We start from the raw sequence: 22,370 nt of genomic DNA, 5'->3' as shown, positions 1-22,370 counted from the left end.
TCACACTTTTCGTCATTTTATGTCAAGGCAAATGAGGTTTGATGATGAAATGATTTGTGATCTCACATGGTCCAGACAGAATGATGGAACGTAAGAATAACAGATTCTATACTTGAATTGCAGGAGGTTGGTGTGAATTTGTGTTGGTTCCGAAACGATTTGCGTCTTTCTGACAACCCAGCGCTTCATTCTGCCGTGAAAGGTGGAAAAACGACGGCGCTCTATATTTTTGAAGAAAAAAATGGGTCGAGGGCGTTAGGTTCAGCCTCTAAAGCATGGTTGCACTATTCATTGATCAGCTTGCAGGCGAGTTTGAGTAATATTGGGATAAAGCTAATTCTCGCGCGAGGCGACGCAGAGCTGATTGTTCCAGACTTGGTTGAAAAACTGGGTGTTGAGAATGTGTATTGGAATCGTCGATATCATCCCAAGGATGTCGAGACAGACAAACACATAAAGACAGCTCTACTGGAAAAACACATAAATGTTGAAAGTTTCAAAGCGAATTTGCTATTTGAACCGTGGGAAATTGTATCGTCTGGAAACGGTACACCGTACAAGGTTTTCTCACCCTTTTGGAAGGCTGCACTGAAAAAGGAGAATGTGACGCAGCCTTTGCGCAAACCTGAAACTGAGACTTCCACTCAGGTTGAAGATGAAGAGTTTCAAAAATCGTTATCATCATGGAAATTATTACCTAGGCGACCTGATTGGGCTTCTGGTTTTTGGAAACATTGGACGGTTGGAGAGGCGGCTGCGCAGACGAAGCTAGCCCGTTTTCTTGAAAATAATCTTGCACATTATTCGGAGGGCCGGGACTTTCCCGAAAAATCTTCCACGTCGGGTTTGTCGCCTTATTTGAGGTTTGGTGAGATTTCGCCACGTCAAATCTGGAATGCAGTATACATGCATGAGGCGGGGGAATTATCTCGCAATGGGATAAAGTTTCTTGCTGAAATTGGATGGAGAGAGTTTTCACATTCCATTTTGTTCTATGCAGATCAGTTGGAGGCAAAGAATTGGCGGCCTGAGTTTGATGCTTTCGCGTGGAAAGGTGAAGCATCAAAATTAGAGGCTTGGAAACGCGGCCAAACAGGCTATCCGCTGGTTGATGCAGGAATGCGTGAGCTTTGGCAGACAGGGTATATGCATAACCGCGTACGGATGGTTGTTGCATCCTTTTTGATTAAGCATTTGCAGATTGATTGGCGAGAAGGCGAAAAATGGTTTTGGGATACTTTGTTGGACGCATGCCCCGCCAATAACCCCGCCAGTTGGCAATGGGTGGCCGGCAGCGGGGCTGATGCAGCACCTTATTTCAGAATATTTAATCCGACAGCTCAATCTGAAAAATTTGACGGGGAAGGGGATTACATTCGCAAATGGATACCTGAATTGGCGCGGTTAGATGACCGATCAATTCACGATCCAAGTAAAGCACCTTCGCTGGTGTTAAAGGCAGCAGGTGTTGTTCTAGGCAAGACTTATCCTAATCCTATTGTAGATCACAAGGAAGCAAGGCTAGGAGCTTTGGCAGCATATAAAGAGATGAAGGCGTCAAACACCTAGCTCGGTCCAATCATCATTGCCTTGGCCTAAGCGACCTTTGGCAGTCCGCATTTTGCCTTCGGCGATCACTTTTTCACCAACATTTCCTAGACCATGATCTGGCATGTTGACATATAGGCATTCATAGCCAGATTTTTTTACCATATAGGTTTCGTGCCAAGTACCGACATCGCCATTTGTGCCGACGGCTTTGTTCATGGCACGCCAAGCTGGTACATGAGCGCATCCCTTATTTGAGGCGTATGCATGCAGATGTTCAAATGATTTCCAATATTGAACAACCATCATGCTGCCAAACCCTGGGTGATACCGGTAATGCATCATGCCAAGTTCAGGGCGACGCGCCAATTCGCGGCACATGCGCGGCATAGCGATGAAAACGGGAAGCCATTTCCATATTTTCCACCATTTATTGATACGCATACCTGTGAGGAAGACAACAAAGTCGTCTTCCATTTGCACAGTGACATAATCATTATTGGTTGCGACCATAATCCCCACTCACAGTCTGTTCTGGCGGATAGACTAGCTTAAGATTTTTTCCATTATGTCGTCAGAAATATCGTAATTACTGTAGACATTCTGCACGTCGTCCAAATCCTCGAGTAATTCGATTAGTTTTAGAATTTTTCCGGCGGTTTCTTCATCTTCCACAGGTATCAAGTTTTGTGGTTTCCAAACCAGCGCTGTGGAAGATGCTTCTACATCACCAAATTTTCCATCCAGTGCGGAAGCAACTTCCATTAAGTCTTCGCGCGCTGTATAGATTAAGTGGGCGTTTTCATCCGATTCAACATCTTCGGCACCAGCTTCTATAGCTGCTTCCATTACGCTATCTTCATCGCCCGCATCTGCCGGAAAGACAAGTTGGCCAACTTGATCATAACCAAAAGATACCGCGCCTGTTTCACCTAAATTTCCGCCATTTTTGGCGAAAGTGGCACGTATATCACCACCAGAACGGTTTTTGTTATCTGTAGATGCTTCGACAATCAAACCTACACCACCTGGCGCAAATCCTTCATAGCGAATATCTTCATAAGCTTCTCCACCACCACCGGCACCCTTATCGATGGCACGCGTGATGTTGTCTTTTGGCATGGATTGGCCGCGGGCATTTGCTATCGCAAGGCGAAGGCGCGGGTTCATATCAGGATCAGCATTACCGCCCATTTTCACGGCAATAGTGATTTCTTTAGATAGCTTAGCGAATATTTTCGCTTTCTTCTTGTCCTGAGCCCCTTTGCGGTGCTGGATATTTGCCCATTTGGAATGGCCGGCCATAATTGCCTCTTTCTAATAAATCCTAGATTGGGCGTGTTTAGCCCAATCATAAGCTTTCAAGCAAGAGATGCCAAAAGTGAAAATTGAATTTGCACAAGGTTTCTAAGGGCCATGAATGAACGTATCTATCCAATTAGGAACGATTTGAGACGCCAGACCATAATTTGTATGATCAAATACCTTAGCATTTTCTGAAGGGGTTAGGTTCAACTCCACAGTGAATGCGCCATTTTGTTTTGCGGTGTTCACGAAATCTGCTGCGGGAAAAACTGAACCGGAAGTCCCAATAGAAACAAACATATCACATTGAAGAAGTGCTTTTTGAACTTCATCTAAATGATAAGGGATTTCACCAAACCAAACGATATCCGGACGTAAAGCTCCCTGACTTTGACAGTTTTTGCAGACGGATTGATCAGTCAGATCATGATCGCAAATCATACGAGATTGGCATTTGATGCATAATGCGCTGTTGAGTTCTCCATGAAGATGGATGACATCTTTTGTACCGGCTTTTTCATGCAGATCGTCTACGTTTTGTGTAACAAGTGTCATTCTTGTGGGTGAACCAGCAAGTTCATCTTGCATATAAGCAATATGATTGTGAGCGCGATTTGGCTTTGACTGTTTAAGATCTAATCGTCTTTGGTTGTAAAATGCATGAACTTTTTCTGGGTCTTTCCGGAAGGTTTCTGGTCTCGCCAGATATTCCATTTCCTTTTGTGTCCAGAGACCGTCTTGTCCTCGAAAAGTAGGAATTCCTGACTCTGCAGATATACCTGCTCCCGTGAGGACTACAACGTGTTTGAATTGAGTATAATTCATTTTGAATCAGTATAGTATATAGTTATTGTCTGATGTTTTTTATGATTCTATGAGTATTTAAATTACTTGAAGTTTTAGAACAAGTATCTCTGAGTTGTGTAAAAACGGGAGTTTTGGGCAACCGATATTTTCAAATATTTCTCAATTGCGTTCTTGTTGACATTTTGTGGTCGCAAATTGAGAGCATTAAGGTAAATGGACTGAAATGCTCCGCTGGGATATCATGTTAATCAAATTCGATTGTTGAGACAGGCTGTGAAAATGAATGGATGTAATCGTTTGAAAACATTTTTGAGTGCTACGGTTTTGTTAGCAGCCGGTTCTTTGTCTGCTTGTGAACAAGCACAAGAAAAACAACAGAATTTTCAGAAATTGACTGAGAAAGTTCAGGATCAGTTGTCTCATGATGTATTGGGAGAGCCCAATCAGATAGATTATCTTGAGCAAGCCTCAATTCCCGACAGAGCAATGTTTGGTGTAATTCAGGGCGCTCAGGCCTTGCCGACGCAGACTTTAGAAGAAGCGTTAAAAACTGAAAGTTATTTTGTTATCGGTTCAGTGATTGCAAAACCTAAAATCGCAATGACATCAGTTGTTCAAGATGAGATGCCAATTTCTGAAAGCTTACCTGAAGCAAGTGCTTCTGAGCCTGTTGAAATTGAAGTCACAGCTACAGAATTTGAAGCAATCGAAATGGCTGTTCCAGATGTTGTCAAAGAACTGCAACCGAGCGAATTAAAACGTGTAGATGGCAAATTCAAATTGTCGGAAAATGCACGCAACAAAGTTAAACGCGCAATCGATGCAAATCGGAATATGGAGCGTATTGAACATTTCGAGACGCGGAAGTCGGTCTTAAAAAAACTTGAGCCACCCAAACCTGCGCGTCAAAAAATGGCGATGATTAAAAGGGACATGCGTGTTCGGAAAGAGTTGAACCAAGCAGCAGCGATGGATGCGCGTTCTAAGGCTCTTAAACGTCTGGAGAAAATGGGGCTATCAGGTGCTGCTTATGCACGTGATGGCGGTAATATGGTGATAAATATTGGCCTCGAGCCAACAGGTTTGGATACGCGTCTCAAAGCTAATCTGGATAAAAAATTCAAACGATTTGCACCTATGAAATTGCAAAAACCCGTGTCCAACAATGATTGTTCAAATGAATCGACACGCCAAGCTATGAAATCTGACGCCGAATTGGCGACGCGCTGTGTTGTAGAAGATCTACGTGCGTCGGGTGAGTATGAGTATGTTGAACCTGACTATATTTTCACCAACCAATTTGAAACGCGTCCCAAAAACTTACCAGTTGAACCTGCGACTTCAAAAGGTCTGAACCCTAATGATCCTCTGTGGACATTTCAGTGGCATTTTAAAAATTATGGACAGGGAGAAGATGAGTCTGAGGGCGGTGCAGGGTTTGTTGATTTCTGGAGCCGCGCCAATCAAACTGGATCCGCAGGCGTGACAGTTGCAGTCATCGATACTGGTCTTCAAATGGATCATCCTGATATTCAATCATCTCGTAATTTAGCACCTGGATTTGATATGGTGTCCGATCCATTCATGGGGAATGATGGTGATGGTCGTGACTCAAATCCGCATGATCCGGGTGATGCATGTGATCCCACTGATCCATTGGCGAGAGATAGTTTTCACGGAACCCATGTGGCAGGAACAGTGGGGGCTGCTTCTACAGATAATTCATCAGGTGTGGCAGGAGGTGCATGGAATGTGACAATTGTACCTGTACGTGCACTTGGACGTTGTGGCGGTCAACTATCTGATATCAATGATGCTATTCGATGGGCTGCCGGAGTTGTACCTGCCCGTGACGATCTTGGTGATGAAATTTGGAATGCAAATCCAGCAGATATAATCAATCTGTCCATAGGTCTTTTTGAGGCTTGTCCCGCTTCTATGCAAGAAGCAATCAATGATGCAACAGATGCTGGAGCTGTAGTTGTTGCTGCCGCAGGAAATGCGCGCATTGATACCAAATATTATGCCCCTGGAGGGTGTCAGAATGTTGTTTCAGTCGCAGCGTCTGATGCTAGAGGCCAGCTCACGCCATATTCAAATTATGGAGACGCAGTTGATATAATGGCTCCTGGCGGAGATTTAACGCGTGATGACAATGGTGATGGGCGTCCAGATGGAGTGCTTTCAACTAAATTTGCAAAAGACTGCTATGATCCAGTAACGAATGAACCTGTTGAGTCATGTTTTTATGCTTATGAAAGTGGTACATCTATGGCTGCCCCACATGTTTCAGCGGCATTGGCGTTGCTCAAGTCTCAATTTCCTCTAGCTACCAGCGATGAACTGACATCGAGATTAAAACAAGCGACAAATTCTCGGTCGCAATTGCAATGTTCGGGAAAATGTACGCATTATCCAGGGGCGGAGAAAATTCCGGGGCAAGACGGAATGTGTTATAGACCGTGTGGTGGTGCTGCACTTGATCTTGGAAATGCGCATTTGGATTAGGCATATTCATTGTTCGGTGTTGGTTCAGCCAGTCTGATATAGTCTGGCCGGGATGAAACTAAGCCAGAGCTAATTGAGGGGTATGATTTATGACAAAGGACAGTGACAGAAAGTCATCTTTGGGGGCTCCCATCGCAGCTTTGTGCGGTTTGTTCACCGCATTTGGGTGTGGATATTTGTTATCTGAACCGGAAACGGACTTTGTCGCTGAAATACCATCAGAACCTGAAGTGATTCCGACCGCATATCAAAGTGTACAAACGGGGCAGATTAGTCCGGCACAGAATTCAAAAAAACCTCCTCTTCCTGTCCGCCTAGGACCACCTCCTGAGATTGTTATAAAACTCAAGGATAAAGATGAAGCCGACAGAATTTGTGATATGTTTTGGAAGGATGAAGAGGCAGGACGAAAAGAGTTTGATAAGGCTTTTAAAAACAAGCCTGAGTTAGCAAATTTGCGCTTAAAGAGAGTAACTTATTCCAACGAATTTGTGGTTGATATTATACCAACTTTGGATAAACCACCTTCTGATATAAAACCTCTATATGCCAAAGCGGTGAAGCATTTGTCGAAATTGCCAAATGTTGCGTATGCCGAGCCAAATGCCACAGCCCAGCCGGGGAAAAGTAATGACTAAGAAAATTATTGGAATTGGAGCTTCGGCATTTTTGATTTTGGGGCTGAGCGGGTGTGAAGACGCTCCAAAAGCTGACCAAGAAATCGTTGTTGAAGAAGGTGACAACGCTCTAGATCTTTCTGGTGCAGAACGGCCTACAATAGGAAAACGGGACATAGATTGGACAGCGGCACGACAAGCGCGCATTCAGGCGATTGAGGCTGGAGAAAGTGCAGATGATGTGTTGGCTCAAGCGGCAGGCAATGCATCTCTAAGTCCTGTTCCAGTCATGTTGCCATCCGGTATTGTTATGCCTGCGAACGAAAAACAGACTGTTGCTTTTACACCTGATGGGTATTTCGCAAGTTATCCCGGTCATAAATACGATATCATTGTAAATGGTACCAAAGAGGTTTTCGACGTGTCGGCTGATAATGCCGGTAACGAGGAACTTGAAGCTATGGTTTTCAATGATATGGAAGCGGGAGCTCAGATAGCTTTTTCGCGATTTGGAGCAGATTATCTAGTCGAATTTGAATGTAATTTTCTCGATGCTTCAACAAGCTGTATAACTGAAGAAGAAGCCAAGGCTGTCGTAAATGGGCTATTTGTTGCAGTTGCGGAATAAATTGCTACATTGGATCAAGTAGATTGACGTTGTAGGAGTAGTAAATGGTAGCCTGGAAAGTAATACGTCCAATAAAGAAACTACCAAATCTGCAAATACATAGAAAGTTAACCATAATTCCGATTGTACTGTGCGTTGGGTTAAGTGGATGTGATTATTTACTTGAACCCATTGAAGAAGGCCCTCCAAGTCTGCCAACGCCAGTGGAGACTACAACTCCTGAGCCTGATGTGACTGAAACGCCTACGGTAACTGCATCGCCTGAACCTACCCCAGATGAAGTAAATCCAGAGATACCATCTGATGGAGACACTTCAAGTTCCGAAGAAATTGTTCCTGAACCTCTCCCTTCTTCAACTCCAATTCCGGAGCCAACTCCGGTTCCGCAAATTGAAGCGGTGTTTGAGTATTTTCCACCAGGAGATTTGGAACCCAATAGTGGATATGGTGCGGTGGACCCGACCATTTATGTCCCTGACATGGTTTTTCCAATTAAGTCAGCTCCAGCTTACCCTCAATCTCAAGTGTATAGATTTGGGGGAGGTATAGGAGGCGGTGATCAATGTGATGAACGCAATTTTGAAATCGCTTGGCGAGATAATTTTTGTGAGAATAGAACCCGTTCAACCACCTCACCTTATTGTCCATCGCAAGGTGTGCATGTTGGCCAAGATATTCGTGTTGGTACGCCTCAAGGATGTATGGCAGAACGGCGCTTGTTACCAGAAGAGCGATTACGTTATGAAGTCATCGCCGCTGAAGATGGATATATTTCAAACATCGGTAGATACACGGTAAATGTGCGCGCGGGAGGCCGTATCTATCGTTACATGCATATGAATATGGCTGCACTTCAGGTTACACTCGGACAGGAAGTCAAAGCAGGTGATGTTCTTGGGTATGTGTCCAATGATTTTGGTGGTACGCCCACGACATTGCACCTACATTTTGAGATCAAACACAATACTGCAGAGCATGGGTGGACTTGGGCACCACCTTATACGTCTCTTGTGAAAGCATATGAACGCCGCGAGCAAGCTCCAGGTGAGATGGTTGAGGCAAATTAAGCCTCAATTTCGGCTTATCCGAGTAAATAACAGAATGAAGCTTGCAGCCAGCCATATGGCTGATAAACCCTTTTCCAATAATTGAAGCATAAATGATATGTATGATTTGCTCACACTGTTGAGCACAAAGATGAGAAAAGGGTCGTAAAATGGCAAAATTGGTATTGATCCGTCACGGACAAAGTGAATGGAATTTGCAGAACCGTTTTACTGGATGGTGGGATGTAAACCTGACAGATAAAGGGATCGCAGAAGCTAAGAAGTCCGGTGAGATGTTGAAAGCTTCTGGTGTGGCATTTGATCAAGCTTTTGCATCCGTTCAAAAACGTGCAATTCGTACACTTTGGCTTGCACTTGAAGAAATGGAACGTACTTGGTTGCCTGTAACTAAAGATTGGCACCTGAATGAACGTCATTACGGTGGTTTGACTGGTTTGAACAAAGCTGAGACTGCTGAAAAACACGGTGACGACCAAGTGAAAATCTGGCGCCGTTCATACGATGTACCGCCTCCTGCTATGGAAAAGGGTGCTGAATTCGATCCAGCAAATGACATACGTTATGATGGTCTTGATGTACCTATGACTGAAAGTTTGAAGCTGACACTTGAGCGCGTAATGCCATATTTCAACTCAGAAATTGCACCGCTTTTGAAGGAAGACAAAAACATTCTTATAGCGGCTCACGGAAACTCATTACGAGCAATTGTTAAAGACCTTTTCGATGTTGCAGATGATGTCATTACAGGTGTTGAAATTCCAACGGGTAACCCACTTATGATTGATCTGGATGCTGATCTAAAAGTGAAATCTGCTTCTTATATGGATGCAGATCGCGCAACTGAGCTACCAGTCATATAGTAATTGCGACAAATTGAATAATTTTGAACGGGATGCTCTTGGCGTCCCGTTTTTTGTTTTTTAGGTTAGTCTATCTTTCCATAAGGTTGTCGGGGTGCGTTTTGTCAAATTTCTCATTAAAGCAGCTTGATGAGATGTATATGCAACGAGCGATAAATCTAGCTTCAGATCATTTGGGTAAAACTGCCCCTAACCCAACTGTGGGGTGTGTGATTGTAGAGAATGGCAGAGTTATCAGCGAGGCTGTGACAGGAATTGGTGGCAACCCTCATGCGGAACAAAAAGCTCTCGAACAAGTAGCCGGAAAAAACTTATCTCGCGCGGCAGTGTATGTGACTTTGGAGCCATGTTGCTCAAGAAGTAGTGGTGCGCCGGGTTGTTCTGATAGATTGATAAATTCAGGAGTCGAACGGGTCGTTATAGCGCAAGAAGACCCTCACCCCACAGCTAATGGTGGCATCGCAAAGTTAAACAAAGCGGGCATGATTGTGAGTGTGGGTATTTTGGAACAAGAAGCTGCATTCTTGACCGAAGGTTTTTTTAGGCTTCTGCGCACAGGAAAACCATTATTGAAAATTAGCAGAGACAATATTGGTTATGATGCCGAATTGCATTTGTTAGGTGGAGAGACGCCAGAGCAGGCTCTATTACGATGTGGAAAAGAAGGAAAAACACGATTATTTGTTAGGGCAGGCAGCAAATTAGCCAATGAATGTAAAATGGCAGGTTTGATAGGAGCCTAAGTCATCTTTATCCAGCCAGGAATTTTCCGGTACTTACTTTTTCCCAATCCAAGTCGGGTTGGTGTTGTTTGATAAAGTTGGTGAATTCTTCGGCGAGAGTGAGAACATCTCCCTTTAATTTTCCACGATATCGACTGCCAAATGAATGTAGACTGTTGATTGATTTACGCGGCAATTCTCTATTCATTGAAACACGTGCACCGATTGGCGAAGAGAAAGTTCTCTCAGGCCAATCTAGCTTTAAACCTTCAAGCGCTTTTTGGTGACTTTTCGAAGTTGGTATAAAGCGCGTACAAACGACAAATTGTCTTTCATCAAATGATGCACCACCTGATTTAGCTAACCAAGGCGTTTGATCAGTATGTGTCATCCAAGTGGAGAATTGGCGAAGCCCCCAAATTGATAGTGTTTCTGCTAGAGTTGGTGTGACGTAAAAATCTGCCATTTTGAGCGCGGCGCGGCAAAGTGTGGAAACGTGTGGGGGGCAGTCTATTATAATGATATCTGCTTGATTTCGTTCAAACTTTGTAGCCTGTTCAAGGCGCTCAATTAAAAGATCTCCAATATCGAACCAATCTTTTCCGGGACTTCTTTCCAAGTAAGGTTCGAGGAACCGCATTGATGGATCGGCTGCTAAAAGAGAGAGCCATCCTTGTTCTTTGTTTTTATTCTTTTTACGGACAAGTTCGTCTATGACTGTGGCGTTCCATTGTTCAACAACGATACGTAAATCTTCAATCTTTTTGTCAGTGTCAGGAACGAAAGTATCAAGGATAGCTGCTACACCGCGCTCTTGGTTTCTTTCGCGGGTAACGCCTTCGCTCGTAAGCAATAATTCAGTAAGATTGGCCTGAGCATCAAAATCGTAGACGAGAACATTCAAGCCATACTGGTAGGCAAGGCCTTCAGCTAGCATAAGCGTAGTTGTGGACTTACCAACTCCGCCTTTTAGATTGGCGACTGCTATCACAGGTGCTTTAGAAGCCATTCTTATCCTCAAAAGCCAAAATTGGCATTCTATAATCTACAAAATTCCCCAACACCAAAGACACGATAATCAGAGCTTTGTTAGTAATGCAAATTTTTGTCTGCACTATTTGTGTTTTTTCTAACAAAGCTACAAAAAATCGTGCGCTCAGTATGCGTTATTATAGTGAAAGATTTATGAGGAAGACCTGACTAATTAGCCACGAAGTTCAGCTTTTGTTGATTTTGCGACAGCGGCAACAATAGCTTTCGAAACCTTCTCAATGTCGGCATCTTTCAATTGTGTTTCACGTGGTTGAAGCGTCACTTCAATCGCAACAGACTTCTTCCCTTCAGGCATGCCTTCGCCTTCATAGACATCAAATACCCTGCTTGCAGTTATGAGTTTTTTATCTGCATTACCTGCTGCTTTTGCGATTTCTCCAGCTTGGACACTGCTGTCTGCCAGGAATGCAAAATCGCGACGAATAGGCGTTAGGTCAGCCTTTTCAAGACGTTGCTTTGTTTTGCCGCCCTTAGATTTAACCTGAGGCAAGGATTCAAGATAAATTTCAAATCCAACCATTGGGCCTTCGACGTCAAGTTTTTTCAGCACAGCTGGGTGAAGTTGACCAAAAGTTCCAACCACATTTTTAGGCCCAAGGCGCAAACTTGCTGCGCGGCCGGGGTGCCAATGATCACCTACTGGTTCGCCTATTTGGAATCGTTCTCCAGGTTGGTCTAATGCGGTTAATACAGCAAATAGATCGGCCTTTGCAGCAAATGCATCATATGCTTCGCTTGTTCCTGCCCAGTGACGTGATGGGCGCGGCTTCACCAGAGAAGTTACTGCTGTGCGTTGATCTTTTGGTCCATCGCCAAGATATATAGGTCCAACTTCAAACAATCTTACTTCTTCAGCGCCGTGATCTACATTGCGTTGCGCCGCTTGGGCTAGGTTTGCCAATGCAGTTGGACGCATGTAATTGAGATCGTTTGCAATAGGGTTGTCTACTACAAGCGCGTCATTGTCACCTCCACCAAAAGAGGTAGCAGTCGCGCGATCCATAAAGCTCCAGCTAACACCTTCTAGGAAACCACGTGCTGCTAAAACGCGGCGCGCTGTACGAACACGGTTTTGAAGTGGTGTTGTAACTTGTTTCGCAGCTCCTGCTTCGCGTGGAAGGCTGTCAGCTGGTAGCGCATCAAAGCCTTCAATCCGGATCAATTCTTCAACAATATCAGCTGATTGAAATACATCGCGGCGATAGCTTGGTACGTTGATTTTCCAGATCTCATCGTCAAGCTTTGCTTTGGCATCTACGCCAAATCCAAGCGTTTCGAGGATTTCTTTCATGCGTTTAGCCGTCATATCCACACCAGTTAAGCGTTTCATATCGACTGGTTTGAATTCAACCGCGTCTTGAGCAACTGGTTCAGAACCACCGACGACAATGTCTGATGCCTCGCCTCCGCATGTCTCAAGAATAAGCTGTGTAGCAAGGTCGAGACCTTCACGGCATGAGGCAGGGTCTATGCCGCGCTCATTACGGTAGCGCGCATCTGATACGATACCAGTTGCACGACCGGTGCGTGCTGTACGAAGGGTGTCGAAAATAGCTGCTTCGAGGAAGATGTTGACTGTCTCTTCAGAGGAAGCAGTTCCTGCGCCGCCCATGATACCACCAATACCAACTGGGCCGCTTTCATCGGCGATTACACACATGTCTTCATTCAGCTCATATGTGTTGTCATCAAGTGCATCGAGCTTTTCACCAGCTTTTGCTCGACGGGCTGTGACATTGCCTTGGATTTTGTCAGCATCATATGCGTGCAACGGACGGCAACGGTCGAAGGATACGTAATTGGTGACATCCACGAGCATGTTTTTCGGGTTGATACCGATAGCCTTTAGACGGGCTTGCATCCAATCTGGTGAAGGCCCGTTTTTTACGCCTTTGATCAGGCGGCCCATGAATACAGGGCATGCTTCAGTGTCGTCTGATGTGACTTCAATTGGGCAGGGGAATGTACCTTTAATCTCAGCGACGTCCGGAATATTCACTTCACCTAAACCAGCCGCAGCAAGATCGCGCGCGATACCAGTTACACCCAACCAATCAGGGCGGTTTGGTGTCACTTCAAAGTCGATCACAGCATCATTTAGACCGAGCACATCTGCGATTGGGTCGCCCACTTCTACATCATCTGAAAGTTCCATAATGCCATCGCTTTCAGAGCCTACCTCTAGCTCTGTTGCTGAACACATCATGCCTGAACTTTCCACGCCGCGTAGTTTGCGAGGTTTTTTATCCAAAGAGAAATCTAGACCTGGAATGTAAGTACCAAGAGGCGCATAAACGGCGGTCATACCCGTGCGAGCATTGGGCGCTCCACATACGATTTGTTTTGTGCCGTCTTTGGTTTCTACCGTACATACGCGCAATTTGTCTGCGTCAGGGTGTTGCTCTGCTTTAACAACTTTTGCTGCCGTAAATTCTTTGAGTTTCTCAGCAGGGTTTTCAACTTCTTCAACTTCAAGACCAGCGAGGATCATAGCATCGATGATGCCATTCAGATCTGCGTCTGTTTTAAGATAGTCTTTTAGCCAGGAGACTGAGAATTTCATCGGTTTCGTCTTTTCTAGGTAGAGGTATTTTCTGAGCGTTTAAATATCGGATTTAAAACAGCCCGTCATCATATGTTGTACAAGATTCAACGCGTTTTGCATGTGTGCGTTGATTGGAAGTTGAAGTCCAGCAATGGTCATAAGTGGAGCAATAACAAATTTCTAATGTCCAATCGGCGGTGCTGGAGTATGCGCGATCAACAGTTTCGCGTGGGATGACAAGTGATCGCCACGATAGAGTGAGTGCATCTTTCGATATTCCAGGAGCAATAACACGACCCGTCAATTGCTTAAATTGGATATCAGCACCAGTTGGCAAAATTGAGTTTAACTCTTCATATCCTGTGAGTGCTGTATCTGCGTCATAAAGGCGTGCGGAACGTATGAAGGCTGGGCCAACGCCAGCGTTTTCAACACTCCAGCCAAGTTGAAGGCCAGAGCCATTTTCATGAGTGTTATATGGATCAATTTGAATTGCTGGAAATACGGAAGCATGTTGTTCCACACGCATGGTTTCAGCTTGATCCCACGCAATATAAACCGCAGCCGCGGACGTAACTAACGCACCAGCCGCGATGATACCTTCTAACCAAGAAAATGTTTCTGTACTCATTTTTCCGGCTCGTTTTCCGCTTGCTTGCCTTGAGTTTTAAGAATGTATCCGATTGCAATTAGTGCAATGGCTAAACCAAAATCGTTCAACGTGAATACAATGAAATGGATATTTCCTGCTTCATCAATTTGGATAAAACTAAATGGAAGCAAGACAAAGCCAAGAGCAAAGAAAATGAAGCTGATTGTTTTAGCCATGCCAATTCTCCCTGCTTAGCTCAAACCACCCGTTAGTGTTGGCAACAACCAAGGTTTAAACCCATAATTTGAGATCCAGTCTGCATCTGCTTCAAAATATGGACGTAAGTCTGGCATGCCGTATTTAAGCATAGCCAAGCGGTCGACACCCATTCCGAAGGCAAAGCCTTGATATTCGTCAGGATCGAGGCCGCAATTTCGTAGCACATTTGGGTGCACCATGCCGGAGCCGAGAATTTCAAGCCAGCTTGTCCCTTGCCCAACTTTGATTGTGTCGCCTGAACGATCACAACGCACATCCATTTCTGCAGATGGCTCAGTGAATGGGAAGAAGTGCGGACGGAAACGCGTTTCAGCATTATCCACTTCAAAGAAAGCAGCCAAGAAATCAGTTAAACACTGCTTTAGATGACCCATATGTGTTGTCTTGTCGATTACAAGACCCTCCACTTGGTGGAACATGGGCGTGTGGGTTGCATCCCAGTCTTTTCTGTAAACGCGTCCAGGAATGATCACGCGGATAGGTGGTTTTTGGCTCATCATTGTGCGGATTTGCACAGGTGATGTGTGTGTACGTAATACTTTGCGGTTCCCATCTGCATCCGGTGCCATGAAGAATGTGTCGTGGTCTTCACGTGCAGGGTGACCTTCAGGGAAGTTCAGCGCTGTGAAATTATGAAAGTCGTCTTCAATGTCTGGACCTTCTGCGACAGCAAAACCCATATCTCCAAAGATGGATGCAACTTCTTCAAACACTTGCATGACAGGGTGAAGTGCACCTGTTGGCTCTGGACGAGGTGGCAGAGACAAGTCTTGTGTTTCATTGGCCAACTGTGCATTTAGCGCTTCTGTCTCAAGCACTTCTTTGCGAACAGCGATGGCATCATTTAAGCGGTTTTTCAGGCCGTTTAGCGCGGGACCAGCGACTTTTTTCTCCTCGGGAGACATCTTACCAAGTTCGCGCATCATCAAAGATACGCGGCCTTTTTTACCAAGCTCGGCAACGCGTAAATCCTCTAGCGCAGCTTCATTGGTAGTGGCGGTAATGGCTGTTGAAATTTCAGTTTCAATAGCGTCGAGATTGTCGAGCGTGGCCGTCATCGGCGAAGAACCTCATAGTCGGATTAGGTGCGCGAAAAATCGCACAAAAAGTGTTCCGAGTGGATTAGCGGATTGTTGAGGTAAAGTGAAGTGAGAGCGGTAATAAAGCTATGTTAAGTTAGTTTATAATCAAAAAGGATTTCTAAGAAAAAATCCATTTCTGTATAGATGGCCTCTGGTACTTCTAAAATGACGGAATATAGACAACACCCAAATTCTTCTCCGATGCGAGCTTTGATTGGAGTGTGACCCTCAAACGTGTGTTCAGCATATTGAGGTGGCGTCTGATCGGTGTTTGATTTTTTTATTTCGCTGATAAAATAAACACGTAAGCCTTCATCCAATTCCTCACCAGCATACAAGGCAAGTCTATCAAGTAGGATATTCAGATTTTCTTCTTTAATATACCCAGAAGTTTGTTTGAATTTAGTCATATTGTGCCTTTGAAATTTGTTCATAATGCATGGTAATTTGGTCAGTTCAAATGAGTTAAAAGATCATAAATTTACTCGGGTACTTTTTATGGGACAAAAAATAGCTAAAAAGCCAAAAGAGACTGACCTATATCAGCCCGTCAAATCCTTTCTTGAAGGGCAAGGGTATGAAGTGAAGGCTGAGATTGGAGCAGTGGATGCTGTGGCTGTGCGCGGAGATGAGCCGCCTGTCCTGATTGAATTGAAATTGAGTTTTACGCTCGCCTTATTGCACCAAGGGGTGGCCCGCCAAGCAATCAGTGATGATGTTTATCTTGTGATCCCCCGAGGTACTGGCAAGACGTTTCAAACGGCAATGAAAGGGCATTTGTCTTTATGTCGCCGGCTTGGGTTCGGTTTGATCACAGTGCGTCTAAAAGATGAACTCGTAGAAGTGCATTGCGATCCTGCGCCTTATAAACCTCGCAAATCTAAGGTGAGGCAGGGCAGATTGCTTAAAGAGTTTGCGCGCCGCGTGGGAGACCCCAATAAGGGCGGGCAGACGCGAGTGGGGCTTGTGACAGCTTATCGCCAAGATGCATTGTTGTGCGCAAACTATTTACACGCTGAAGGCCCAAGTAAAGGCGCAGTCGTTGCCAAAGCAACAGGCGTGGAAAAAGCCACCCGCTTAATGGCAGATGATCATTATGGGTGGTTTGAACGGGTCGAGAAGGGGATATATGCAATCACACCTAAGGGTGTTGAGGGGGTGAAGGAGTATGACTGTTAGTTTTCTAGAAAACAGAAAGGTTGGCAAGAATGAAGAGGAATGCCAAATAACCTAATATGATCGTGAAAACTGATAACACGATATTCCCGACAACAGCTCCTATTAGAAATTTGGAAAGATCGCCGGAGGGAGAGCGGGTGTGAATTTCGTGACGTTTCTTGAGTAGCTGTGTTGCTATAATTGGTAGGGCCAGCAAGACATGTAATAGTTTCCACATCGGAGATATCGATACATGTGAGGTTTCGAAACTTGTAAAAGAGAATACAATTAAAGTTGGTAATATTGTGTAGAGAGCAATTCTACTAACGAGATTCAATACTTTGTGGAGATATTGCAGTATTTTGGAAAATACTGATGACGCTGCTTTGCTGTACGAAAAGTGATCTGGTGAAGATACCGCTATACTCACAGTGCTCCAAACTACTGGTAGAGCTATGATTGGTAGCAGATAGAATAAAGTGCTTTGGTCGATTGGTGAAATAGGTGACTGGTTGTTAATGCTTGAATAGAGAAACTGCAGTGCCGCAAAAAATAGAATGGGGATAGATATGAACTTGCTGAGAAAAATCGCTTCTTCAGTGTTTTTTGAATGCGTTTTCATCTGCAACCCCTCAAAATATCAAAGTATTTACAGGTGCAACAAGCAAAAAACGCGCCAATCATAAGACTTAGCGCGTTCTTAGAATTCTTCAATGTGTCTTAGCTTACTAAGCTAGTGCAGCCATCGCTTTGTCGAACACAGCTTTGAATGCTGCTGGTTCTTTAATCGCAAGGTCTGAAAGAACTTTACGGTCAATTTCAATGCCGGCTTTAGTCGTGCCGTTGATAAAAGTTGAGTAGTTTGTGTTCGGGTCAATTGCGCGAACAGCAGCGTTAATACGCTGGATCCAAAGTGAGCGGTATGCGCGCTTCTTAACTTTACGACCTACATAAGCGTATTGACCTGCCTTCATTACGGCAGACTGAGCTGTACGGAAAGTGTTCTTACGGCGACCGTAATAACCTTTTGCAGCTTTGATTACTTTTTTGTGGCGAGCATGTGCTGGGACTTTACCGCGTGCGCGTGCCATGGGCTTCTCCTAAAAATTCGGTGTAATTATAATTGATGCAATAAGGCTTAGAGGCCGTATGGAAGGAATGCCTTCACTTTACGTGCTTCGTTATCAGCCATAACAGTTGTTCCGCGTTGTTGACGGATTTGCTTAGGTGTACGTTTGATCATGCCGTGGCGCTTGTTTGCCTGGCCTGATTTTACCTTACCTGTTGCAGTCAATTTAAAGCGCTTTTTTACACCGCTTTTAGTTTTCATTTTTGGCATTTTCATCTCCTAAATGTCGATGTTGATCCGAAGACCAACGGGACTTGATGTTCTGACTAACAAGGCATGCCTATTGGCCCAGCTAGTACACGAAAGGCGGACTTATACGCGGACTGCAAAAAGAATCAATAGAGATTCGAAAAGAGTCGTGCGCTTCATCCATAAAAAGGGGCGATCCCTAAAGAGAACCGCCCCTATATTCTGATATTGATGTCCGTTTAAATCGTTGGACAAGCAGAGTTGATTGCTGAACGAAGGAAGAAACCAAATTTCCATAGGTTTTCCATGTCTGAAATGCGCTGCCAATCTGCAGTTTCAGTTGGTTTGATCCATACATCTACAGGTGTTGGCACTTTTTGCTCTGCACAAACGTTTGCTTGTTTGTCGTCTGCAATCTTGAAGCTAGCTCCAAGCTGCATGTTGATGTTTAGTTTGTCTGCGCCATCCATTTTAGAAAGGCCTACAAAGTCAGTTCGTGTCTGATTAGCTTCAGATGTATCTGATTGCACAGTAAGCATATATGCATTTTCATTCGATACATTCGCTGGAAGGCTTTGAGATGATTGGTTTGCTTGCGAGTAATCGATCACGATCGGAGATGATTTAGCTTTACGAGATCCAAAATCAGCGCTGAAGCGAATTGACCAATCTGCAGAAGGGCGCACTCCCTCTGGAGCAATGATCAACACTCTGCCCGTTTCAAAATTGAACTCAGACAGAAAGTCCTGAACATCATTCGCCGTGGCTGTCTGTGTTGATAGGCTAAATGCTGCAATTCCTGAAGCGATAGCTGATACTGCAAGTGTTTTTATGTTTTTCAACATATTAAGCGTTCCCCGAGGTCTTCTTTTGTATTTTCGACAGTTGCAAAATGTGAGGGGCAGGTCTGCGAAAATGCGTTGTTACGTATTTGCATAGCAGTGTTGCAAGAAGCGATCCAGCAGAAAATTCCATTTGAACAAAAATATTTACAGTTCGTTAACCTTTTGTATCGGTTTGATACATAACGGCTATTTTTCTAGTTTTATGACAAGTTTTAATTATCAAAATGTAAAATATAGATGTTTTAAAATTTTGAAAATTGATCAATAAAATCTTTTTGTAGGCATGGCTTTGGGCTGATCTGGGGGAATTTTAGAAAAATCTGACACGAAGTTCAGTTAGAAAATGGAACAATGCTGATCAGTATTTTGATGAGTGTATCAAATCAATATTGCGCGACACATGAAAAAAGGCTTCTGAAAACTCAGAAGCCTTTAGAATTTAATTTATTGAAAAAGACCAATCTATCTTGGAGATAAAACCATAGTCATCTGACGGCCTTCAAGTTTAGGCTCAGCTTCAACTTTTGATGTTTCGGCGAAATCTTCTTTCACGCGTTGGAGAAGCTCCATACCAAGTTGTTGGTGCGCCATCTCACGACCACGAAACCGAAGTGTAACTTTCACCTTGTCACCAGCTTCAAAGAAGCGTGTCATGGCTTTTTTCTTCACTTCATAATCATGCGTATCGATGTTTGGACGCATTTTGATTTCTTTTAGGTCAGCAGCTTTTTGTTTCTTCTTGGCAGCAGCACGTTTCTTTTGCTCTTCAAAACGTAGCTTTCCATAATCAAGAATCTTAACAACGGTTGGCTGAGAACCGCCGGAGACTTCTACGAGGTCCAAGCCAGCTTCCCGTGCTGCATCTAAAGCAGAACCAATCGGCATTTCACCCTGCTTTTCTCCATTTTCATCAATGAGAAGAACTTTAGATGCTGTAATGTCTTGGTTGACGTTTGGGCCGGTTTTCTTTGCAGGCGCAGCTGCTTGTGGACGACGTGCTATGGCTAATCTCCTGTGGTTGCCAAAATAGAGAGATATCAATTGGCCTATTCTTGCATCAGATTCAAGATAGTAAATTGTAATATCTGCTCATTCTATAGCACATTTAAGGCTAAAATGGAGCGCCAGATATCATCGGGGGTCAGATTGTCGATATTTTCTGATGTGTTGGTGACGATATTACCACCTTTGGGGGCTAATTGCCCAAGTCGAGTATCTGGGTTCCAAATGCTGTGTGTGGCGTCAGCGTATTCTTCTGTCCACCCTTGTCTGAATATGGAAACGCCTGGCAGATTAGTAGATGCTGCAAGATATGTCGGGCCAGTTTCACCGCCAACAAAAAATGTCGCATTTTGAGCAAGTGCTATCATTTGAAAGAAATCTGCTCTGGAAATTAGATTGATAGCTTTTTCGCAAATAGCATTGATCTTTTGAGCAGTCGTGCCTTGTGTTGGATTTCCTATAATTGCGGGAATGATACCCGCTTCAGAAATTTTGCAAGCCAGTTCACCAAAGTGCTGAACATTCCAACCGATTTCAGATTCATCTAAAGGGCCGCCAGGAATAATTAGGGCATATCTGTCATGCAGGTTGAAAAATGCAGGTTTTAATCTTGGGGAGTCTCGAAATGCGGCGCGTATCCAGCTAAAATCGGGAGTAGGGCGCTGCGCATCTGCCCATCTTTCTAATGTTCCGCCATCAATTGCTGATATTCCAGCGCTAAAAAGCTGATCAGCCATGTGCCGGGTATAATGTTGGTTTGTTTCAAACGGTTGATACGGGTGCGATATACCAGTGGCAGAACTAGACTGGAATTTGATATTTAGTGTTTTTGCAAAAGCCTGACTTTCAGAGTCATTTTGAAAGTCATACACCATTTGGTATTTTGCAGATTTGAGTTTTTTTTGAACAAATGATTGGGTATGCGAATCCAAGGTCTCAATTTCATTGAAATAGGGGCACGCCTTCCCAAACTCGGAAAACCTTGGTTCTGTTAGAAGGGTGATATGCGCAGAGCGATGTGTGCGGCGAACAAAAGCACTCGCGGCAATTCCTTCCAGAAAAGTTCGCATAGGACCATATTGGATAACCAATACCTTGCGAAGTTTATCCCCTGGATTTTTGGGAGGTACGAATTCGAATGCTGTGTCCATCGTCTTTCGTGATCCTATACCTGTGCATCATCTAGTTGGGATTGAAAAACATTCGCGTAAACGCTCAATGTCGCTTGTTGTAAGTTCGCTTTCGAGAAATTTGAGCTTACATGTGATGCAGCCTTTTTTCCCATTTCTTGGCGTTCTTCAAGTGACATGTGCAGTAGCTGACGAATGGCTCGGCTAAGTGCAGCCACATCACCAACTTTGGTTCGTAAGCCAGTTTGTCCGTTAATAACAGTTTCTTTTTGTCCACCTAAGTCAGTAACTATGGTCGGAATTGATAATGCGCCTGCTTCAGCTGCAACTCTGCCAAAGGCTTCAGGTTCTTGAGAGGGGGCTAATACAAAATTGGATGTGATCATTGCTGCGGGAATATCGGAACAATGACCCACGAGTTTGATATTGTCTGTCAAATTGGCGTTGTTGATTAATGTTCTAAGCTCAGATGTATATTCGGCCCGTCCTTGATCATCTCCAGCTAGAATAAGTATCCAATCTTTTTCATTGTCATTAGCCAGTTGAATAAAGGCTTCAATGGCAATTTTTTGTCCTTTCCATCCCGTTAGGCGGCCGGGAAGGAGGAAAACAGGTTTGTCTGGCTTTATGCCTCCATACCACGACTCATAAATAGCTTCGCGACGTTCTTGAGAGATGGCATTTTCCTGGAATGCCTCAAGATCAACACCGCGTGGAATGGCGATGATTTTATTGGCAGCATCAGGGTAGGTTAGGGCGACGTGCTCAGCGATAAACGTGGAGTTAGCGATTACAATATCACCGCGCGCCATGACTGAGTTATACCACCGCTTTATAGCGGTATTTGCATTATAAGCACCATGATATGTTGTCACAAAAGGCTTTTGCGTTCCACGGCTTGCCCAATATGCGCTCCAAGCTGGCGCTCGAGACCTCGCATGGATGAGAGAAACATCCTGATGTTTTATGAGTTTTTGGAGCCACAGATTATTTCGAAAAATTCTGATCGGGTTTTTCGAGGGAAGTGTCTCATTGCGGAAAAGCTCGCCACCAACATCCCTTAGTTCAGATTCCAATCGTCCACCCGAACTAGCCACAAGTGCGCGTCCACCCGCCTGCACAATCGCTTCAGCAACTTCAACAGTTGTCCGTTCAGCACCACCTGCTGCAAGATCAGGTATGACTTGCAAAATGGCTTTGCCAGATAGATCTGGTAAAGCAAGCGCGTGTTTGGAATGACCACCTTCAATTTGCATTTGTGTACTCATCAAGTTTTGTCTCAACAAAGCTGGTGGTGGATTCGT

24 protein-coding genes are annotated in these 22,370 nt (G+C 44.3%); 8 read left to right on the top strand and 16 right to left on the bottom strand.

Annotation, left to right across the window (positions count from 1 at the left end; all coding sequences use genetic code 11):
• The first annotated feature begins 132 nt into the window (after positions 1-132).
• Entirely contained in the window at positions 133-1,569 is a 1,437-nt protein-coding gene (locus tag F551_RS0109485) for a cryptochrome/photolyase family protein (RefSeq protein ID WP_018997267.1), read from the top strand.
• Here F551_RS0109485 and F551_RS0109480 read toward each other — a convergent pair.
• The 3 genes from F551_RS0109480 to F551_RS0109470 form a co-directional block, all read right to left on the bottom strand.
• Complete coding sequence (locus F551_RS0109480; RefSeq protein WP_018997266.1) at positions 1,558-2,061, bottom strand: DUF4188 domain-containing protein; 504 nt, start codon at positions 2,059-2,061, stop codon at positions 1,558-1,560. The two genes, F551_RS0109485 and F551_RS0109480, sit on opposite strands and share 12 nt — an antisense overlap.
• Positions 2,062-2,094: 33 nt before the next feature.
• Positions 2,095-2,853, bottom strand: a complete 759-nt coding sequence (locus F551_RS0109475) for a YebC/PmpR family DNA-binding transcriptional regulator (RefSeq protein ID WP_018997265.1) — start codon at positions 2,851-2,853, stop codon at positions 2,095-2,097.
• A gap of 102 nt (positions 2,854-2,955) precedes the next feature.
• On the bottom strand, positions 2,956-3,678 hold the full coding sequence (locus tag F551_RS0109470) for an NAD-dependent deacylase (RefSeq protein ID WP_018997264.1): 723 nt from the start codon (positions 3,676-3,678) through the stop codon (positions 2,956-2,958).
• Between the two features lie 261 nt (positions 3,679-3,939).
• Between F551_RS0109470 and F551_RS0109465 the strand changes: the two genes are divergently transcribed.
• The 6 genes from F551_RS0109465 to F551_RS0109440 all read left to right on the top strand — a co-directional run bounded on the left by F551_RS0109465 (position 3,940) and on the right by F551_RS0109440 (position 10,083).
• Positions 3,940-6,168: a S8 family serine peptidase gene (locus F551_RS0109465; RefSeq protein ID WP_018997263.1), complete on the top strand. Its 2,229-nt coding sequence runs from the start codon at positions 3,940-3,942 to the stop codon at positions 6,166-6,168.
• Positions 6,169-6,257: 89 nt separating this feature from the next.
• Positions 6,258-6,806, top strand: a complete 549-nt coding sequence (locus F551_RS0109460; protein WP_018997262.1) for a hypothetical protein — start codon at positions 6,258-6,260, stop codon at positions 6,804-6,806.
• Positions 6,799-7,413 carry a hypothetical protein gene (locus F551_RS0109455; RefSeq protein ID WP_018997261.1) on the top strand — a complete coding sequence of 205 codons (615 nt, stop codon included), beginning with the start codon at positions 6,799-6,801 and terminating at the stop codon, positions 7,411-7,413. Before F551_RS0109460 ends, F551_RS0109455 begins: the two co-directional genes overlap by 8 nt.
• Positions 7,414-7,457: 44 nt before the next feature.
• The gene (locus F551_RS0109450) at positions 7,458-8,480 is read left to right on the top strand and encodes a M23 family metallopeptidase (protein WP_018997260.1); all 1,023 of its coding nucleotides are present in this window, start codon (positions 7,458-7,460) and stop codon (positions 8,478-8,480) included.
• 149 nt (positions 8,481-8,629) lie between these two features.
• Positions 8,630-9,340, top strand: a complete 711-nt coding sequence (gpmA, locus tag F551_RS0109445; RefSeq protein WP_018997259.1) for a 2,3-diphosphoglycerate-dependent phosphoglycerate mutase — start codon at positions 8,630-8,632, stop codon at positions 9,338-9,340.
• Positions 9,341-9,474: 134 nt separating this feature from the next.
• Positions 9,475-10,083 carry a bifunctional diaminohydroxyphosphoribosylaminopyrimidine deaminase/5-amino-6-(5-phosphoribosylamino)uracil reductase RibD gene (locus F551_RS0109440; RefSeq protein WP_033404881.1) on the top strand — a complete coding sequence of 203 codons (609 nt, stop codon included), beginning with the start codon at positions 9,475-9,477 and terminating at the stop codon, positions 10,081-10,083.
• A 7-nt stretch (positions 10,084-10,090) separates the two neighbouring features.
• On the opposite strand, the gene F551_RS0109435 is transcribed toward F551_RS0109440, so the two are convergent.
• From F551_RS0109435 to F551_RS0109410, 6 genes are all read right to left on the bottom strand, one after another.
• Positions 10,091-11,071, bottom strand: coding sequence for a ParA family protein (locus F551_RS0109435; protein ID WP_018997257.1), 981 nt, complete (start codon positions 11,069-11,071; stop codon positions 10,091-10,093).
• 195 nt (positions 11,072-11,266) lie between these two features.
• A complete protein-coding gene (pheT, locus tag F551_RS0109430; RefSeq protein ID WP_018997256.1) occupies positions 11,267-13,678 on the bottom strand; it encodes a phenylalanine--tRNA ligase subunit beta in 2,412 nt (803 codons plus the stop codon).
• Positions 13,679-13,730: 52 nt separating this feature from the next.
• On the bottom strand, positions 13,731-14,291 hold the full coding sequence (locus F551_RS0109425; protein ID WP_018997255.1) for a hypothetical protein: 561 nt from the start codon (positions 14,289-14,291) through the stop codon (positions 13,731-13,733).
• Positions 14,288-14,488 carry a hypothetical protein gene (locus F551_RS0109420; RefSeq protein ID WP_018997254.1) on the bottom strand — a complete coding sequence of 67 codons (201 nt, stop codon included), beginning with the start codon at positions 14,486-14,488 and terminating at the stop codon, positions 14,288-14,290. Before F551_RS0109420 ends, F551_RS0109425 begins: the two co-directional genes overlap by 4 nt.
• 15 nt (positions 14,489-14,503) lie before the next feature.
• The gene (pheS, locus tag F551_RS0109415) at positions 14,504-15,589 is read right to left on the bottom strand and encodes a phenylalanine--tRNA ligase subunit alpha (RefSeq protein ID WP_018997253.1); all 1,086 of its coding nucleotides are present in this window, start codon (positions 15,587-15,589) and stop codon (positions 14,504-14,506) included.
• Positions 15,590-15,702: 113 nt separating this feature from the next.
• Positions 15,703-16,023: a hypothetical protein gene (locus F551_RS0109410; RefSeq protein WP_018997252.1), complete on the bottom strand. Its 321-nt coding sequence runs from the start codon at positions 16,021-16,023 to the stop codon at positions 15,703-15,705.
• An 88-nt stretch (positions 16,024-16,111) separates the two neighbouring features.
• Between F551_RS0109410 and F551_RS0109405 the strand changes: the two genes are divergently transcribed.
• Entirely contained in the window at positions 16,112-16,792 is a 681-nt protein-coding gene (locus F551_RS0109405; protein ID WP_026296756.1) for a DUF2161 domain-containing phosphodiesterase, read from the top strand.
• Between the two features lie 4 nt (positions 16,793-16,796).
• Here the strand turns inward: F551_RS0109405 and F551_RS0109400 are convergent, their stop codons facing one another.
• From F551_RS0109400 to F551_RS0109370, 7 genes are all read right to left on the bottom strand, one after another.
• Positions 16,797-17,393, bottom strand: a complete 597-nt coding sequence (locus F551_RS0109400) for a hypothetical protein (RefSeq protein ID WP_018997250.1) — start codon at positions 17,391-17,393, stop codon at positions 16,797-16,799.
• Positions 17,394-17,499: 106 nt separating this feature from the next.
• A complete protein-coding gene (rplT, locus tag F551_RS0109395) occupies positions 17,500-17,862 on the bottom strand; it encodes a 50S ribosomal protein L20 (RefSeq protein WP_018997249.1) in 363 nt (120 codons plus the stop codon).
• Positions 17,863-17,909: 47 nt separating this feature from the next.
• Positions 17,910-18,110: a 50S ribosomal protein L35 gene (rpmI, locus tag F551_RS0109390; protein ID WP_018997248.1), complete on the bottom strand. Its 201-nt coding sequence runs from the start codon at positions 18,108-18,110 to the stop codon at positions 17,910-17,912.
• Between the two features lie 218 nt (positions 18,111-18,328).
• Entirely contained in the window at positions 18,329-18,934 is a 606-nt protein-coding gene (locus F551_RS0109385; RefSeq protein WP_018997247.1) for a hypothetical protein, read from the bottom strand.
• 462 nt (positions 18,935-19,396) lie between these two features.
• Entirely contained in the window at positions 19,397-19,936 is a 540-nt protein-coding gene (gene infC, locus F551_RS0109380; RefSeq protein WP_026296755.1) for a translation initiation factor IF-3, read from the bottom strand.
• Positions 19,937-20,028: 92 nt separating this feature from the next.
• Positions 20,029-21,087: a glycosyltransferase family 9 protein gene (locus tag F551_RS0109375; RefSeq protein ID WP_018997245.1), complete on the bottom strand. Its 1,059-nt coding sequence runs from the start codon at positions 21,085-21,087 to the stop codon at positions 20,029-20,031.
• 14 nt (positions 21,088-21,101) lie between these two features.
• Positions 21,102-22,334 carry a glycosyltransferase family 4 protein gene (locus tag F551_RS0109370; protein WP_018997244.1) on the bottom strand — a complete coding sequence of 411 codons (1,233 nt, stop codon included), beginning with the start codon at positions 22,332-22,334 and terminating at the stop codon, positions 21,102-21,104.
• Positions 22,335-22,370 lie beyond the last annotated feature (36 nt).

This window comes from Hirschia maritima DSM 19733, assembly GCF_000378345.1.
Classification (GTDB): domain Bacteria; phylum Pseudomonadota; class Alphaproteobacteria; order Caulobacterales; family Hyphomonadaceae; genus Hirschia; species Hirschia maritima.
Note: the sequence above shows the minus strand (reverse complement) of the source record. Positions and strands in the feature narration are given on the sequence as shown.